Consider the following 16848-nt stretch of genomic DNA (forward strand, 5'->3'; position numbering starts at 1 on the left):
CAGAGTGTGAATAGCTCGGGCTATTGGATAACATTGGGCAGAGTCGTCGATGGGAATCTATTAGCTTTGAGATGTTACGCTTTAAACCAGTTCATAAAACGGCAAACAATGACTTTCATTTATCGCTATATCAGGTAAATTTTATTATTGATAAGCTCCTGTTGAGAGCTATTTTTTGGCTGGCTTTAATACTCGTATTACTGGTTGTTTTTTTGTATGTTAGTTAAGTTGGTAAAGCTATTTAAAGCCGAAAACAAAATGTGTTGAGGCTTTTTGTATGGATAAAGCGTTGCGTGTATAAGGAAGGTTAACCTGTCTGTTAAATTCAAATTTTTCGCTCAACCCGTTAATACAAATGTTAAGACCTGCATTGAGGCTAGTTTTATCGAGTTATTTATTGGCCTTATCTGTGCTGCATTCGCCTATTATTCATTTGATGTAATACTGCCGTTATTCGTCGCGACTGCACTTATTGCAGTCGTCTGTTTTCTACTGACTATCTATAATATTTATGTTCTTATTTATATTCATATTTAGGTGCTTAACGCACAAAGGTAGCGTCGACATTCACCCAAATACACCAAGGACGTTGAATAATTTAGCCGCTAAATCGGTTGGACTCATCATGACTAAACGTTATCAACGCTTGGGATGTACGCTTAGTCTGGCCGTCGGTTAAAGCGATAAATTACCCGAATCAATAGTTAAAGGGCATAGCAGACCGTTAGTACTCACTCTAATACTAACGACACTAGACTGATTGAATTATTATCGAACTCGGCCTAACCATTAACCAGCTAGTTTTTCACTGGCAGATTCAACAGCCCATCATATGCCACTTTTGGCTGATTGTTTCGATCAAATAAAAGAGGGTAGTCGGTACGTCCGCGCATTGGCCAGTTGTTGCGCCAGCTATTTGCATCATTTACTCCCCAAAATGTCACGCGAGAGATGGTTGACTGATGTTTTAAAAATAGCGCAAATATATTTTTATATCGCTCGCTTAACGCGGTTTGCAATGCCTTTGGTAAGGTATCAGGGTAGGGGTTGAAGGTTTTTTGTAAGGCTAAATCTTGGCTAATATCGGCACCTTGTTCTGCTTCATTAGGGAAAGGTAATACCGATACATCTAATTCAGTGATCATGGACTTTATACCTAAGCCTGCGAATAAATTAAGGGCATTATCTAACTCATTCAATTCTGGGTGAGTAAGTGAATAATGCCCTTGCAAGCCAACACCATGAATTTGAATGCCTTTGTCTTGCAAAGACTTAATTAATTTTGCCGCACCTGCGCTTTTTTCAGGTTTATATAAGTTGTAATCGTTGTAGTACAGTTCGGCATCAGGGTCAGCATCATGAGCATATACAAAGGCTTTTTCAATAAAGTCATCGCCAATGATTTGTCGCCACTTGGAGTCTCGTAATGTACCGTCTTCGTTTAGTGCTTCGTTAACGACATCCCAACCTTTTATTTTCCCTTTATACCTGCCGACAACGGTGCTGATATGATGCTGCATTCGCGCCAACAAAGCGTCTCGGGTCAAGGGCCGACCAACATCATCTTCAAACACCCAGTCAGGTGTTTGGCTGTGCCAAACTAACGTATGTCCTATGGTAAACATATGGTGGGTCGCCCCGTAACTAACGTATTCATCGGCAAGAGAGAAATTATAAGCGTCGGGTTCAGGATGAATACGTTCCCACTTCAGTTCGTTTTCTGGGGTGATGGTATTAAATTGTTGTTGAATTAACGTGTCAGTATCTTCTTCACTTTGCTGGGCTTGAGCGCTATTGATGGCACTGCCCACTAAGAACTGTTCAGCGAAGTGTTCTTTTAGTGACGATGCCAAGGTAATTGAACTAGCCATAAGCGACACAAATCCTAAAGCAATCGCAGCACTTTTTGGCAGCCTATAAACGGGTTTCAACATAATTTATCTCGTTAATGAAGTGTTAAATATGCCTCTATAGTGAATGTTAGAGAGGGTTAAGACGATTATGTTTTTTGCTATTCGCTGGCTGTTATTTGCTGCTTAGATGCAACAAGGTTTTAATTTTTTCGCTTACGTAGGCCATTCGCTTTTCAAGAAAGACTTGTGCATGGCGACATAGATACAGGGTTTCAATGAGCGGATGCCATAAGGGAAGATACGAATACTGGCTAGATTATGAAATGCCTGCGCTACGCGCAACGACAAAACGTTGAAACCCAAACCACGATTGACTGGCCCCAGCAAAAGGTTTATCAGATTAGAAAAGCCTTTTGCTGGAGCCGGACCAAGGTGCTCTAATGGCGTGAAGTTTTTGCGACGTTGCACATTCTGTTGAACAGAGGCTCGTGTGAGCTAGCCTATCGAGGTGTGTTTGTTAGCGTAACCAGTTGGTTTTGCTTAGCTCGATAATTTCATTACCTTTGCCATTTATAAGCGCTTTCATCATGTAAAGACTAAAACCTTTAGCTTGTTCAAGCTTTATTTGCGGTGGCATTACTAGCTCTTGTTTTGCTGTGTCTACTTCAAGGACGACCGGCCCTGAATGCGTCATCATTTCTGTTATAGCGTCAGATAATTTTTCTGGTTCGTCTACATGGATCCCTTTTAGACCACAGGCCTGCGCAATTTTGGCAAAACTTGGATTGTCTAAGTCAGTATCGCTTGATAGGAAGCCAGCAGCTTTCATTTCCATGGCGACAAAGCTAAGAGAGCGGTTGTTAAATACAACGATTTTAATCGGCAGGTTAAGTTGCTTTAATGACAGTAGATCACCCATCAACATCGAGAATCCGCCATCACCACACATGGCAATCACCTGACGACTGCGGTCGATAGACTGTGCCCCCATAGCTTGTGACAGTGCATTCGCCATTGAGCCGTGGTTAAAAGATCCAATTAAACGGCGTCGACCATTCATGGTTAAATAGCGGGCAGCCCAAACGGTAGGTGTGCCAACATCGCAGGTGAAAATGGTATTTTCCGCGGACTGTTCATCGATTAGACGTGTTAGGTACTGCGGGTGAATCAACTTTTGCGAGGTTTTAGCCGTTGCCAGCAGATCTAACTCTTTTCGGGATCGATGATAATTTTTCACACACTGGTTTACATGCTCGCTACAGCGCTCACCTGTAATTTGTTCGAGTAGTGTGGTCACGGTATTTTTAGTATCGCCTAATACACCACAATCAATCTGCACATGTCGTCCAAGCGATGCTGGCTGATTATCGATTTGCAAGATGATGCTATTTTCTGGATAAAAGGCTCGGTACGGGAAACTGGTGCCTATCATCAGTAAAGTATCGGCTTGTTGCATAGCATGGTAACCAGAGGAAAAGCCGATAAATCCGGTCATTCCCACATCGTAAGGGTTGTCGTATTCTAGAAACTCCTTACCACGCATAGCGTGCACAATGGGGGCCTGAAGCTTAGCCGCTAGAGCAATAATTTCATCGTGGGCATCTTTACAACCAGCACCACACAGTAAAGTTACTTTTCGACTGTTGTTTAAATGAGTGGCCATGGCTTCGATATCAGCTAAAGCAGGGTTATACGTTGCAGGTTTTGGGACATTCCATTTTTGTTTAGTCGTTTCAGGCATCGCCTTTAGCGCGATATCGCCTGGAAGCACAAGCACACTCACGTCATTGTGCAATATGGCTTGGCGCATGGCAGTTTCGAGCAAGTATGGCATTTGTTCAGGACTAGACACTAATTCACAAAAAACACTGCATTCTTTGAATAATTCTTGTGGATGGGTTTCTTGGAAATAATTGCTACCAATTTCAGATGACGGAATATGCGCTGCAATCGCCAATACTGGCACTTTATTGCGGTGGCAATCGAACAGGCCGTTGATTAAATGAAGGTTACCCGGACCACAAGAACCTGCACATACGGCGAGCTCTCCTGAGATGTGTGCTTCTGCCCCAGCCGCGAAGGCTGCGGATTCTTCATGGCGTGTACCTAACCATTCTATTGTTCCCATTTTCCGCAGACTATCACTGATCCCATTAAGTGAATCGCCAGTGACTCCCCAAATACGTTTTACGCCAGCTTGCTCAAGGGTTTGAGTGATAAAACTTGCGATACTTTGACTCATAAAAAGACACTCCTAATGATTGAAACTTATTGAAAAATGCGTGGCGAAACGTTTTAACAAACGTTAAAAATTCAGTGTCAATGATCATGCTCTTGAAGGTGTTATTTACAATGCTAGTCGCCGCTATTTTTTGTAAAAAAATATACGATTGCAAAATATTTTTCGTGTTATCTGAGATAAAGGCCAACATCAATAAGGCTACGTGCATGTGTATTCGCAGTTTATTGGTTTAATTGTTGCTAGCGGCCGGCGATTATCGGATTACATTAGGGAATAAGCTTATCTTGATGCACAGCATTTGCTGCGCTAAGTCATAAACAGTCGGGGCGTTCTGCGTTAAATAAATGGGATGAGCTCAGTATGAACACGCTTCCCTATAGCGTCGTACATCGGGAAGAGTATTCTACCGTTCGACGAATGGGTCTTTAAGATTATGAGTGAATGTATACTATTCACGAGCGCGTCTAGGGTGAGCACCATTTATCTCTTTTGGGGGAACGGAAGGCTTTAACCTGCTCAACGCAACGGGATTCAGTGGCCATGACGTTATTCAGTGTTTAAGGGCTAAAGTGGTAAATTATTTTTTGATTGCAACACCGCTTTAATTTGCTGGCTGACATAGTGTAGGCGTTGGCTTTGCGTGACCTGCGCGTGACGACAAAGGTATAAGGTTTCATTGACCGGATGCCCTAAGGGGTGAATGCGAATACGGGTTTGGTCGTGAAATGCCTTGGCTCCATGCAGAGGTAAAACAGTGAAGCCAAAACCTCGACTGACCGGTTCTAATATCAGGCTTATTTGATTGGAAAAACCTTTTTCTTGAAACTGAGTAGGGTGTTCGAATTGAGTGAAGTTTTTGCTCAACAGCGCTTGGCAATGATGGTGCCCGTCTGGATGAGAAATAAAGCCTAATTGCTGCAAAACTTGCCAGTTAATATCCTGGATGCGATTGTCTGTTACCAATACAAGCGCCTCCTGGGCGATGGCATCAGTGAGTACCTCAGCAGTCGAACTGGGCTGGGTCATTAAGCCTACATCAACTTGTCTTTGACTGATATCTCGCTCGATACTTTTGTTCGGCGCGAATGAGTGAAACACACTTAGCTTCGGATGTTGGTGCTGTAAGCCGAGTAAAAATGGATATAACGCTAGCCCTACACTACCGGGCGTGGCGACACGTACCTGCCCACTAAATGGATCATCCTGCTTAATGTTTTGCTCAAGCAATTCAGAAGCTTGCAATAACTTTCGTCCATCGCGATAAAGTTTCATACCCGCGTCGGTCAATGTAAACGACTTACCATCACGGATGAGTAAGGGGGTAGCCAGTTGCTGTTCTAACTTTTTGATTTGTTGGCTAACGCCAGATTGGGTCATAAACAGTGCGTGGGCTGTTTGGGTAAAGTGGCCAACGTCCGCTAGGGTACAAAACGTTTTTAACCAGATGGGATTTATCATAACAAAACGTACTTATATTAATTTTAAATCATAATTTTTCATACTTTATCACAAAGGATACAGTAGCGTCACTTGATGGACAAATCATCAATTAGCTAGGGGATGCTTTATCCCATTGATAGTACGCCAGTAGACTTATTATTTAGGAGTAACAGTATGACAGCACAATATCCACGTACGTTTTCCCATATCGGAATCTCTGTTCCCGATGTTGAAAAAGCCGTTGAGTTTTACACTCAAGTCCTTGGATGGTATTTGATTATGCAGCCAACAGAGATTGTGGAAGACAATAGCCCAATCGGTGAAATGTGTACCGACGTTTTCGGCGCTAACTGGAAGAAGTTCAAAATTGCCCATATGTCTACAGGAGACAGAGTGGGTGTTGAGGTATTTGAGTTTGCCAACCAGAAAGACCCAGAAGACAATTTTGAGTACTGGAAAACGGGCGTATTTCATTTCTGTGTACAAGATCCTAATCTTGAAGAGCTTGCTGAAGCGATCGTTGCGGCCGGTGGCAAGAAGCGTATGGAAAAACCTCGCTACTACTATCCTGGTGAAAAGCCATACCGAATGATTTATATGGAAGACCCGTTTGGTAACATCCTTGAAATCTACAGTCATAGTTATGAATTGACGTACGCTGCTGGCGCTTATTAATTCATATTAAAAATTTAGCGATAAGCGCTGTTAATAAAACCTGCTTGATGAATATCGAGCGGGTTTATTCCTGCCAGTTAGCAAACTTCTCCAATAAAAAGTTAATTGCAAGGCGCGCCTTAGCGGGTAAAAAATTGCGGTTAGCGTATACAATCCACGTAGCGATATCACGATTCCAGTAAGGTTCAAGAATGGGCACTAGGTTGCCATTTTTTATTGCATTGCCGTAGCTTGAGCGTGGCATATAAGCAATGCCCAAACCGCGCTCACATGCAGATACGACACTTCTACCACTGTTTGAACGCCACCTTGCCTCTAATTTTACCTCAAGGCGTTTGTCATCATGGCTGAAATACCACGTGCTATTGTTGGTCATTAAGCAGTGATGTTCGGTTAGTTCATTTGGGTGAGTCGGTGCGCCATGTAAATCCAGATAAGCTTTGCTGGCAGCAGCAACTAACGAGCGATTGGTTAGCTTACGCGCAATTAGGCTTGAATCTTTCATGGGGCCATATCGAATTGAGAAATCAAACGCGTCATCAATAAAGTTCACCATTTGCGAATTGAAGTCCATCTCTATGGCAAGCTTTGGATGCAGTTGAGCAAATTCCATTAGCATTGGGGCGATATGCTGCTCGGCAAATTCTCCGGCGGCAGAGACTTTTAAAACTCCGCTTAATTCTACTTGCTTGTCGAATACGGTTTCATTGGCCTCCTGTAATCCGTATACCAATTCTTGGCAGCGACTGAAATAAGCCTGACCGGCATCTGTTAAGCGCACATTTCGTGTGCTACGGGCTAACAATGACACCCCAAGCTCTTTCTCTAACGCGGCAACCTTGCGGCTAATATGAGACACATTGACGTTCAGCTTACGCGCCGCCGCTGAAAAGCCCTGCGTTTCAGCCACAGCAACAAACTCAATGATCCCATTGAAGGTAATACTCATATAAGTGTTCTTAACGATTTTCTTTAAGATAATGATTATTGCATATTTGCAATAATCATTTGCAATTTATCGGGATTATCAAATATATGCCCTTGGGCTAGACTCTCTGCATCGTAAAAGACAAATCCAATTCAACATTAGGAGATATAAATGAAAAATGTACTTATTATTGTGACTAACCATGGCACGCTAGGAACCACCGATGAAGCAAATGGAACCTTCTCTCCTGAATTGACCCATGCTCTGCATGCATTTTTAGCTGCGGGTTATCGCTACGACTTGGTTTCTATTAAAGGCGGAAATGCACCAGTCTATGGTGTTGAAATGGAAGGCGACCAGATAAACAGCGACGTGTTTGAAGCTCAAGATCTGGCGACCAAGTTAGCCAATACCAGCAAAGCCAGTGATGTAAACCCTGACAACTATGACGCAGTATTTTACCCAGGCGGTTTCGGCTTATTATCTGATCTTGCCGAGGACGAAAATGTTGCCAAGCTAACGGCCAACTTGTTTGAAAACGGCGCGGTTATAGGGGCTGTGTGCCACGGTCCTGCAGGTTTGCTACCGATTAAATTATCTAACGGTAAATATCTGATTGAAGACATTATGGTGACAGGCTTCACCCGTGAAGAAGAAGTAGAATATGACACCATCAACAAAATCCCTTTTTTGTTAGAAGAAGCACTCACAAGACGAGCAGGCCAATATTCTAAAATTGCGCCTTGGGGAGAATATGTGGTTAAACAAGACCGCGTGATCACCGGACAAAATCCTGCTTCAGCTGGGGCAGTGGGTCAAGCAATGGTTGAGCGTCTAGCTCAGTAAATTGACACTAGCGATAAAACCCACATGCATTAATACTGGCGAGTTTGTCAATTTGCATCAGCGTTTTTATCTAGAAGATACAAACCCGCTTCAATAAGCGGGTTTTTTGTGTGAAGCAAGGTAACTAGCGACAAAGCCTACTTTTGATCAATGTAAAACTTCTCGTAGAAGGTGTATACCCATTCGGGTTTATAAATAACCATTAAGGTCATAGTCATGCCATTGAGCATCCCCTCAGGGAATAAGAGCAACCAAATCAGGACCAAATAATTGTCTTCAATGGTCAGCCAGTCGTACTGCCCATCTAAATAAAAATACCCTCCGAGTAAATACATTTTCACAGCCATCATTAATGCGCCAGGTAAAAAGGCACAAACGAAGATATAGATAAACACATGGCGAGATAATTTATGGAAGGCAAAACTATATATCAAATAGCTTAAGCCTAATGGCGCCAATACGCCCAGTAAACCGTTTACGCCCAGCATACGCCAGCTTTCTTCGCCTACCAGTGTCACGCCTACAAGTGCTAAACAGGCGCTGATCATTGCCCAGCGGAATCCGAGGATGAGCATTAAGGCGGTCAACCACAAAAAGTGTACTTGCAGACCAGGGAAAATACCGGTTTGAAAAATCCATAAAAAGAACACACTGGCAGAACATCCAAACACCAAATGTTGGATTTTTTTGTCTTTGACTAATGTGTCGACCGATAAATTTCGTACAACAGCAGCCAGACAGGCTAAGTATCCCACCCATGCGAGATACTGAATATTAGTGGTGTAGTCTAACAAACTTGTTTCCTCGTTTAGGGCTTGTAGGTCGCCCAAATAGGGGCATGGTCAGAGGGTTTTTCGATACCACGTAATTCGTAATCGATCCCCGCATCGACTAGTGACGCATGCAGTTTTTTAGTCGCTAGAATTAAATCAATGCGCAAACCGCGATTATCTAAAAAGCCTTTAGAGCGATAATCAAACCAACTAAAATGTTCGTTCGTTTCTGGGTTAAGGCTGCGAAAGCCGTCGGTAAAGCCCCAATCGATAAGGTCATTTAGCCAAACACGTTCTTCTGGCAAGAAACTGCACTTACCGGTTTGTAGCCAACGTTTACGATTTGGCTCACCGATGCCTATATCTAGATCGGTATGAGAAATATTCACATCGCCCATCACTATGACATTGTCATCCGGGGTGAAGTGAGTATTCAAATAAGTTGATAAATCTTCGTAGTACTTGCGCTTGGCCGGGAACTTCGTTTCGTGAGAACGGTTTTCGCCTTGGGGAAAATAGCCGTTTAGTACCCGTACGGTTTCACCGTTAGGCATCGGGTAACTCACCATAATCATGCGTCGCTGGGCGTCTTCATCATCAGTCGGAAAACCATATTGCACATCGGTGGGCTCTTCTTTACATAGCATTGCAACACCGTAATGGGCCTTTTGACCATGAAAGTAAACTTTATAGCCCATGGCTTCTACATCTGCGACCGGAAACATATCGTTATGTACTTTGATCTCTTGTAGACCGATGATATCTGGTTGATGCTTGTCTATTAACGCCTGAAGTTGGTGAAGGCGAGCACGTATACCATTGATGTTAAAAGAAATTATTTTCATAGAAGGCCAATCATAATAAACACTAAAACGGCCGTTATCTTACCAGACTCGGCAAGGCCAATTCCATTAATTAATCTTTTTATAAGGTCAATGCCGCACTACAAAGCGCAGTAATACCACGCTTTAATAACGTGAAACTCATGCTTATTACTTTGCCAGAATGACGATGTAAACTGCATTTTCAATGTTTCATAAAAATTCTAAAGTATACTTTTGTTGATTATGTTAAGGTTAATTGTTGACAATGTGACGGAGTTTGTAGAATGTATATTAACAATATTGATGCGTGAATTTGTGATCTTTGCAGGGCAAGATATCGGTAGCGCACCGGCATCGCCTGCTCACAACCAAGACAAAGCAGTGCTTTGACTTCGAAAGTGCACGCTATCGTCAATCGTCTAAAACATAAATGAAACTAGGATAACCCATGAAACCAGTTACCCAAACAATGGGCTTTTTGCTCTCGGCGCTAACGTTGGCCTTACTTGTGGCCTGTAGCGACAGGTCAATCGATGAGTCTTCAGTGGCCGCCAGCACAAAGGCGAATATCACAAAGCAGGGGCACGAATTACCTTGGGATTTCAATGGGAGTAGCAAAATAACAGGGGTAACACTTTTATCTGCTGATAGTCGGTTGATGGGTGATGATGCAGACAGAAGGCTGGCTATTGATTTGCATTCCAAAGATCATAAAAGTGCAGGTTTTAGTTTTACCCCTAAAACACCTTGGGACTGGAGCCAAGAAGGACAATTTGCCTTTGCGCTGGACATCGAAAATCCCGATGCTAATTCCGTGCATCTGTATGTTTCTGCTACAGACGTCTCGGGTCAATCCCACAATCGTAGCTTTGCCGTACCTGGTAACTCCAGTGATACCTATTTTATGGCGCTGAACGACCCTGACCTGTCTATTGAAACGGGCATTCGCTCTAACCCTAATAATTGGCAAACCGAATTTACCCCGATGATTTGGCGACATGGCACTAAGCAAATTGATTTGAGCCAAGTCAAAAGTATCGAATTTGATGTCAGAGGCGTGCCAGAAGACAAACACTTGATTGTGGATAATCTGCGACTTATTAAACCGCAGAAATTAGACCAAAATTATCTTGTGGGTTTAGTCGACGAGTTTGGTCAGAACGATAAGCTGAAGTTCACCAATAAAATCGATACGGTTGAACAGCTACAAGCACTCAATGTCAAAGAGCAAAGTGCGTTCACCCATGAGGTTCCAAAAGGACGATCAAAATTTAATGGCTGGGCTTATGGGCCAAAGCTTGCGGCAACGGGCTATTTTCGAACCGAAAAATACCAAGGCAAGTGGAGCTTAGTTGACCCTCAAGGTTACTTGTTTTTCTCAAATGGTATCGCCAACGTCCGTATGTCTAATACCTCAACCATTACCGGTTACGATTTTGACAGCCAATTCATTAAGCAGCGTAAAGCAGGGGATTTCACCCCAGAAGATTCCATTGGATTAAACCGCGCTCCAAAAGAAGCTTGGCCGAGCCGACATGTGAGCTCAGAGTTAAGGGCCGAGATGTTTACGTGGTTGCCCACTTATGAAGAGCCATTAGGCGAGCATTTTGGTTATCGACGAGAAGTGCACACCGGTCCAGTGAAAAGAGGCGAAACCTATAGTTTTTACAGCGCTAATTTAGCGCGTAAATACGCCAGTGATGACCCCGAGGTATTCATGACCAAGTGGCGAGATACCACGGTGGATCGCATGTTAGATTGGGGGTTCACCTCATTCGGTAATTGGATAGATCCTAGCTTCTATCAGCTTAATCGTATTCCTTATTTTGCCAATGGTTGGATAATCGGTGATTACAAAACCGTTAGTAGCGGCAATGATTACTGGAGCCCATTGCCTGACCCATTCGATCCTGTTTTTAAAGAGCGGGCCCTTGTTACTGCCAGTCAAATTGCAACTGAAGTTAACAACAACCCATGGTGTGTAGGGATCTTTATTGACAACGAGAAAAGCTGGGGTAATGAACAATCGATTGCCGGCCATTACGGAATCGCTATTCACACTCTTGCGGTCGACGCAAATGACAGCCCAACTAAAGCGCAGTTTGTCGCTTACTTAAAAACAAAATATCCAGATATTCACGATTTAAACGTATCATGGAATACCGATATCCGCTCATGGGATGAGGTTGCCACAGGAATTACTTTAACCAATTTTAATGATCCACTGCTTGATGATTTGTCTGCCATGCTTAGTCTTTATGCTGAGCAGTATTTCGCTGTCGTTAAAGATGCCCTTAATCAAACGATGCCGAATCATATGTATATGGGGGCTCGTTTCGCTGACTGGGGCATGACAGATGAAATACGTAAAGCGGCAGCTAAATATGCCGATGTTGTCAGCTACAACTACTACAAAGAAGCTATAACTGAGCAAGTTTGGGGATTTCTAGCCGAAATTGACAAACCTAGCATCATCGGTGAGTTTCACAATGGCGCATTAGATTCAGGGTTACTTAACCCAGGTCTTATCCATGCATCATCTCAGGCCGATCGTGGTAAAAAATATCAACAGTACATGAATAGTGTCATCGATAATCCGTATTTTGTTGGTGCGCATTGGTTCCAGTATATAGATTCTCCTCTGACTGGCCGCGCTTATGACGGTGAGAACTACAACGTCGGGTTTGTCAGTGTCACCGATACGCCTTACCAGCCATTAGTGGATGCGGCTAAAAAAGTAAACGAGAGTATTTACACGAGGCGTTTTGGCGATGCACAACCTAAGTAAGCGCCAAACAAGGGCGGGTGCGTTTAGTGTTGCCATCATGCTCTTGCTAAGTGCCTGCAAGGCCTCGAGTGAATCTTCAGACAATATAAATCAGCGCCAGGTTGAAAGTAGCGGCCAGTCGTCGTTGCAGTTAGCCAGGTAGGGCACGTTAAATGTACCGATGCGTATCGGTGTTTTTGATATATTCGATCCTAAGGTGCTGAGCATCTTAGATGTTAACGCCACTATAAATACGGTGGCTAGCGGCTTTGAATGGGTGGAAGGCCCTGTTTGGTCTGGTGAAGATGACGCCCTACTGTTTTCGGATATCCCAGCGCACAAAGTTTATCGTTATAAGGTCGGTCAAGGTGTGAGCGAGTATATTCACCACAATGGCTTTTCAAATGGTTTGCTGTTTAATCGCCAGCAACAACTTATTTTACTGCAATCGCGTTCTCGTCAAGTGGGCATGTTGCTCGCTGATTCGTCTGTTTATTCGCATACAGATATGCCGGTAAATCAGCCCGAAGTGCCGATAAAAAGGGCTGCAGTCGACCTGGTCAAAAACGCTGGGTCGTTTAACCCAAACGACTATCTTGTGCTCGCCAATATGTACCAAGGTAAAAAGTTCAATAGTCCGAATGATGGGGTAATGAGTATGAAAGGGCAGAGCAAAGGCACCTTGTATTTTACCGATCCGCCATGTGGTTTACCTAAGCAATTGGACGATCCAGCTAAAGAACTGGATTTTCAGGGTGTATACGCCCTTAGCCCCACAGGTGAGTTGACCTTGTTAGATAAAAGCCTTGTCTATCCTAACGGTATTGCATTGTCGCCAGACGAGAAAAACCTTTATGTGGCCGCGTCCAATCCTGCTCGCGCGGCTTGGTATCGATATTCACTGGACAACTATGGGCAAGTTCAATCTCGTAAACTTTTTTAGTTAGATGCGACTGGAAATTTGTTGGCAACCTTGAATTTATCAGCTCAGCATACGGATAATTGCTCGGGGGATCCAAGTGGTGCGTTCTGTAATTGGACAGCCGTTGGCGCTTCCTTTGCGGGCACAGTAATGTCAGTTGATTTTGGCGGAACCGTAAATCAAACGGGTTACGATGACATCACGTTTGGGTCAGCGACCGCCGGTGGGGTAAACCTGTAGACGTGCCTGCACCAATGGACGTAGCGTTTATGGCTCTTGGGCTAGGGCTAGGATTACGCAATCGTAAACGTAAGACCTAATCTAGTTTGATCTGACATAGAAAAACGATGCAACTTTGCATCGTTTTTTATGCGTTATCAGTGATTAGGATCCACTATTCACCTTGCACGTTCACTACCACTCGGCCACGAATTTCACCATCGAGTAACTTAGTTGCAGCTTCTACTACTTGTTCTAGATTGATTTCCTGGGCGATATCATCAAACACACTCGGCTCTAAAATATCGCTTAAGCGCTGCCATGCTTCTTTTCTGTCTTCAATGGGTCGCATCACGCTGTCGATGCCAGCTAATGTTATGCCACGTAAAATAAACGGCGCCACACTGGCGGGAAAATCCATCCCTTGGGCTAAGCCGCATGCGGCAACAGTACCGCCGTATTTTGTGCTGGCGCAGGCGTTAGCCAAGGTGTGGCTACCCACGGAGTCAATTACACCTGCCCAACGCTCTTTGGCTAAAGGTTTGCCGGGGCTCGATAAGGTGTCTCGGTGAATCACTTCGCTGGCCCCCAATGCTTTCAGGTAAGGGCTTTCATCAAGGCGGCCGGTTGAGGCGACAACGGTATAACCCAGCTTCGATAGTATGGTAATTGCAAAACTGCCCACGCCGCCGTTCGCGCCCGTCACTAGTATTTCACCCTTGTTTGGGGTCACGCCGTTTTTCTGTAACGCCATTACGCACAGCATCGCGGTATAACCCGCAGTGCCAATGATCATGGCTTGTTTGGGAGTGAATGCAGTGGGTAGGGGGATCAACCACTCACTTTTCATGCGTGCTTTTTGCGCCAGGCCGCCGCTGTGCTTCTCACCCACGCCAAAACCATTGTTAATGACTAAATCACCGACATTGAAATCAGCGCTGTCGCTGTGCTCTACCACGCCCACTAAGTCGATGCCGGGTACCAAAGGAAAGTGACGCACGACGGGGCTTTTACCGGTAATAGCTAGACCGTCTTTGTAATTCAATGTGCTGTATAGCACCTTGATAGTCACATCACCCTCGGGTAGCACATTTTCATTTATGTCCTGTAACTCGGCTCGGTAACCTTGCTCGTCTTTGTTAATCAAAATGCCTTTGAATGTGGTTTCTATATTTGTTGCGGTATTCATCATTCATTTCTCCAATTTAGACCGATCGTCTATTAAAAGTTAAATAAAAGCCCGTAGTGCTATTTGGGCAGAGTCTGTAAAAAATAGTGTAGAAAAAGTCGAAGTGGCTGTTCACGTTGTACAAGCTTTGCACGGCTCACTGCGCCTTCCCAGCTTATCCAAAAATACTCAGACAGCGCTTTACAATCTGCCGTATGGCTTATCTCTTGATTCGCTTTTGCTTGCTCTAAACATCTTTCAACCTTGTGTTGCCAGTTTGAAAAAACAGCCGAAATTTGCGCTCTAAAGCTCACAGGCAGGGCATCCACCTCTTGGCCTAAGTTACCTATTAGACAGCCACGTTTAAATTCGTGACGGGCCATGCCAATGGCGGCGTCATCCACAAAGTGAGAAAGACGCAAAAGCGGTGAGTGTTCTTCATTGAGCAGATGTAAATCTAATTTGCGAGAAAAGTAGCTGTCGTACTGGGCAATAAGGGTTGCACCGAAGGCTTCTTTACTGGCGAAGTAATAATAGAAAGACCCTTTAGGCACCCCGGCTTTCTTTAAAATGGTGTCGATACCAGATGACGCAAAACCGAATTCTGTCAGATGCTCTAAGCCAACACGGATCAATTCTGCTTTGGTATCTGAATTTTCACGTGCAACCTTTGGCGGGCGACCACGTCTTGGTTTTGCTGTTGGTATATTCATAAAAGCATAATTAGAACGTTCATTTTATTATATTAGACCGATCGTCTATTTAAATGCAATAACTATTTTTAATGGGTTGAAAATAGTGACTTAAAGACATGTAAAAGCCCGCGAGTAGCGGGCTTTCAGTTGGAGCTAGTTTAGGGTTAAACGATTTACTGTGCCTGTTATATAATCGCTAGTTAAACCACTAATTAAACCACTAATTAAACCACTAATTAATAGACCACCGCTGTTTTACCAATAGATTTGCCACTTTCAATAACGTGATGGGCTTGTTTAAACGTATCAGCGTTAAAGCCAGTAAAGGTTTGGGTCAAGGTGCTTTTTATACGGCCTTCGTCAAGCAGTTGAGCTACTTCGGCCAAAATGTCTTGCTGGCGGATCATATCACTGGTGTTGAACATAGAGCGAGTAAACATTAGCTCCCAAACAAACCCTGCAGATTTTGGCGCTAATGGCGATATATCTACTTTGCTATCAAGCTCGACGATTGAGCTGATCATGCCTTGCGGCGCGATTAGCTCGACCATGGCATCCCAATGACCCAGCGTATCCGCTACATTGAAAATATAGTCAACGTGTTCAAAGCCATTTTCGCGCACAGACTCAAGTAGATTTCTGTGATTAACCACGTGATCGGCCCCCATGTTACGTACCCACTTTTCGGTTTCTGGGCGTGAAGCAGTAGCAATAACAGTCAGGTTAGTCAGTTGCTTAGCAAGTTGAATCGCAATTGAGCCTACGCCACCGGCTCCACCAATAACAAGCAAGGTTTTGGCTTCGGTTTTAGACACCCGAAGGCGATCGAAAAGGGCTTCGTATGCGGTCAATGATACCAACGGCATAACCGCCGACTGGGCATCTGATAGGGAGGTTGGTGCATGAGCCACAATTCTATAATCCACTGCTTGATATTCAGCGTTTGAACCAGCGCGAGTTACATCCCCGGCGTAATAAACCTTGTCACCTTTGGCAAAACCCGATACATTTTTGCCTAGTGATTCAACAATACCAACTGCATCGTAACCCAATACAACAGGCTGTGGGTGTGGTGTTTCAACGGCCGAACGAGCGCGGTTTTTTGCATCCGCAGGGTTGATGGACGCAGCGATAACGCGCACTAGCATATCGTTTTCACCGGCAACTGGGATTGGCAAAGTAAATTCGAACAAGCTATTTTCATTTTCAATAGGTAATGATTGAGTGAATCCGATGGCGTTCATTTCATTTGGTACTGACATAATTCGTTCTCCGACTAGGTTTCTAGCAACTATTAGTAATAAAGTTTTGATAATGTGGGCTGATTTTCATCAATCCTACTTGGCAGCGTGACCGTTAGTAGGGGATGTCGCCGTCCGATGAATACACTTTATGGCAACCAGTGATAAAGAAACACTAGGGGCGCGATGAAACATTTTCAAAATAATATTGATAATGTCATAGTTAACGTTCTCCCATTCCCAGTGTTAGGTAAC

16 protein-coding genes are annotated in these 16848 nt (G+C 44.0%); 6 read left to right on the forward strand and 10 right to left on the reverse strand.

Annotated elements, in window-relative coordinates; all coding sequences use genetic code 11:
* Positions 1 to 797: 797 nt before the first annotated feature.
* The 4 genes from GQS54_RS08535 to GQS54_RS08550 all read right to left on the reverse strand — a co-directional run bounded on the left by GQS54_RS08535 (position 798) and on the right by GQS54_RS08550 (position 5553).
* Positions 798 to 1934 carry an endo-1,4-beta-xylanase gene (locus GQS54_RS08535; protein ID WP_240919874.1) on the reverse strand — a complete coding sequence of 379 codons (1137 nt, stop codon included), beginning with the start codon at positions 1932 to 1934 and terminating at the stop codon, positions 798 to 800.
* Between the two features lie 132 nt (positions 1935 to 2066).
* On the reverse strand, positions 2067 to 2321 hold the full coding sequence (locus GQS54_RS08540) for a hypothetical protein (RefSeq protein WP_166423576.1): 255 nt from the start codon (positions 2319 to 2321) through the stop codon (positions 2067 to 2069).
* A gap of 49 nt (positions 2322 to 2370) precedes the next feature.
* The gene (gene poxB, locus GQS54_RS08545) at positions 2371 to 4095 is read right to left on the reverse strand and encodes a ubiquinone-dependent pyruvate dehydrogenase (RefSeq protein WP_166423577.1); all 1725 of its coding nucleotides are present in this window, start codon (positions 4093 to 4095) and stop codon (positions 2371 to 2373) included.
* Positions 4096 to 4659: 564 nt separating this feature from the next.
* Positions 4660 to 5553, reverse strand: coding sequence for a LysR family transcriptional regulator (locus tag GQS54_RS08550; protein ID WP_166423578.1), 894 nt, complete (start codon positions 5551 to 5553; stop codon positions 4660 to 4662).
* 156 nt (positions 5554 to 5709) lie between these two features.
* On the opposite strand from GQS54_RS08550, the gene GQS54_RS08555 reads away from it, so the two are divergent.
* On the forward strand, positions 5710 to 6210 hold the full coding sequence (locus GQS54_RS08555; RefSeq protein ID WP_166423579.1) for a lactoylglutathione lyase family protein: 501 nt from the start codon (positions 5710 to 5712) through the stop codon (positions 6208 to 6210).
* Between the two features lie 64 nt (positions 6211 to 6274).
* Here GQS54_RS08555 and GQS54_RS08560 read toward each other — a convergent pair whose 3' ends face one another.
* A complete protein-coding gene (locus GQS54_RS08560) occupies positions 6275 to 7159 on the reverse strand; it encodes a LysR family transcriptional regulator (RefSeq protein WP_166423580.1) in 885 nt (294 codons plus the stop codon).
* Between the two features lie 150 nt (positions 7160 to 7309).
* On the opposite strand from GQS54_RS08560, the gene GQS54_RS08565 reads away from it, so the two are divergent.
* Positions 7310 to 7984 (forward strand): type 1 glutamine amidotransferase domain-containing protein, encoded by a 675-nt coding sequence (locus GQS54_RS08565; protein ID WP_166423581.1) that lies wholly within the window; start codon positions 7310 to 7312, stop codon positions 7982 to 7984.
* A gap of 137 nt (positions 7985 to 8121) precedes the next feature.
* Here GQS54_RS08565 and GQS54_RS08570 read toward each other — a convergent pair whose 3' ends face one another.
* Together GQS54_RS08570 and xthA are read right to left on the reverse strand one after the other, a co-directional pair.
* The gene (locus GQS54_RS08570) at positions 8122 to 8778 is read right to left on the reverse strand and encodes an energy-coupling factor ABC transporter permease (RefSeq protein WP_166423582.1); all 657 of its coding nucleotides are present in this window, start codon (positions 8776 to 8778) and stop codon (positions 8122 to 8124) included.
* A 14-nt stretch (positions 8779 to 8792) separates the two neighbouring features.
* Positions 8793 to 9602, reverse strand: coding sequence for an exodeoxyribonuclease III (gene xthA / locus GQS54_RS08575; protein WP_166423583.1), 810 nt, complete (start codon positions 9600 to 9602; stop codon positions 8793 to 8795).
* 222 nt (positions 9603 to 9824) lie between these two features.
* On the opposite strand from xthA, the gene GQS54_RS23040 reads away from it, so the two are divergent.
* The 4 genes from GQS54_RS23040 (at position 9825) to GQS54_RS08590 (ending at position 13510) form a co-directional block, all read left to right on the forward strand.
* Positions 9825 to 9971, forward strand: a complete 147-nt coding sequence (locus GQS54_RS23040) for a hypothetical protein (RefSeq protein WP_205967683.1) — start codon at positions 9825 to 9827, stop codon at positions 9969 to 9971.
* 58 nt (positions 9972 to 10029) lie between these two features.
* Positions 10030 to 12369, forward strand: coding sequence for a beta-galactosidase (locus GQS54_RS08580; protein ID WP_205967684.1), 2340 nt, complete (start codon positions 10030 to 10032; stop codon positions 12367 to 12369).
* A gap of 160 nt (positions 12370 to 12529) precedes the next feature.
* On the forward strand, positions 12530 to 13291 hold the full coding sequence (locus tag GQS54_RS08585) for an SMP-30/gluconolactonase/LRE family protein (RefSeq protein WP_240919875.1): 762 nt from the start codon (positions 12530 to 12532) through the stop codon (positions 13289 to 13291).
* 21 nt (positions 13292 to 13312) lie between these two features.
* Positions 13313 to 13510, forward strand: a complete 198-nt coding sequence (locus tag GQS54_RS08590) for a hypothetical protein (RefSeq protein WP_166423584.1) — start codon at positions 13313 to 13315, stop codon at positions 13508 to 13510.
* 154 nt (positions 13511 to 13664) lie between these two features.
* Here the strand turns inward: GQS54_RS08590 and GQS54_RS08595 are convergent, their stop codons facing one another.
* The 3 genes from GQS54_RS08595 to GQS54_RS08605 form a co-directional block, all read right to left on the reverse strand.
* A complete protein-coding gene (locus GQS54_RS08595) occupies positions 13665 to 14681 on the reverse strand; it encodes an MDR family oxidoreductase (protein WP_205967685.1) in 1017 nt (338 codons plus the stop codon).
* A gap of 56 nt (positions 14682 to 14737) precedes the next feature.
* The gene (locus GQS54_RS08600; protein ID WP_166423585.1) at positions 14738 to 15370 is read right to left on the reverse strand and encodes a TetR/AcrR family transcriptional regulator; all 633 of its coding nucleotides are present in this window, start codon (positions 15368 to 15370) and stop codon (positions 14738 to 14740) included.
* A gap of 218 nt (positions 15371 to 15588) precedes the next feature.
* Entirely contained in the window at positions 15589 to 16614 is a 1026-nt protein-coding gene (locus GQS54_RS08605; RefSeq protein ID WP_166423586.1) for a zinc-binding alcohol dehydrogenase family protein, read from the reverse strand.
* Positions 16615 to 16848 lie beyond the last annotated feature (234 nt).

The sequence above is a fragment of the Paraglaciecola sp. 20A4 genome, from assembly GCF_011378905.1.
Classification (GTDB): domain Bacteria; phylum Pseudomonadota; class Gammaproteobacteria; order Enterobacterales; family Alteromonadaceae; genus Paraglaciecola.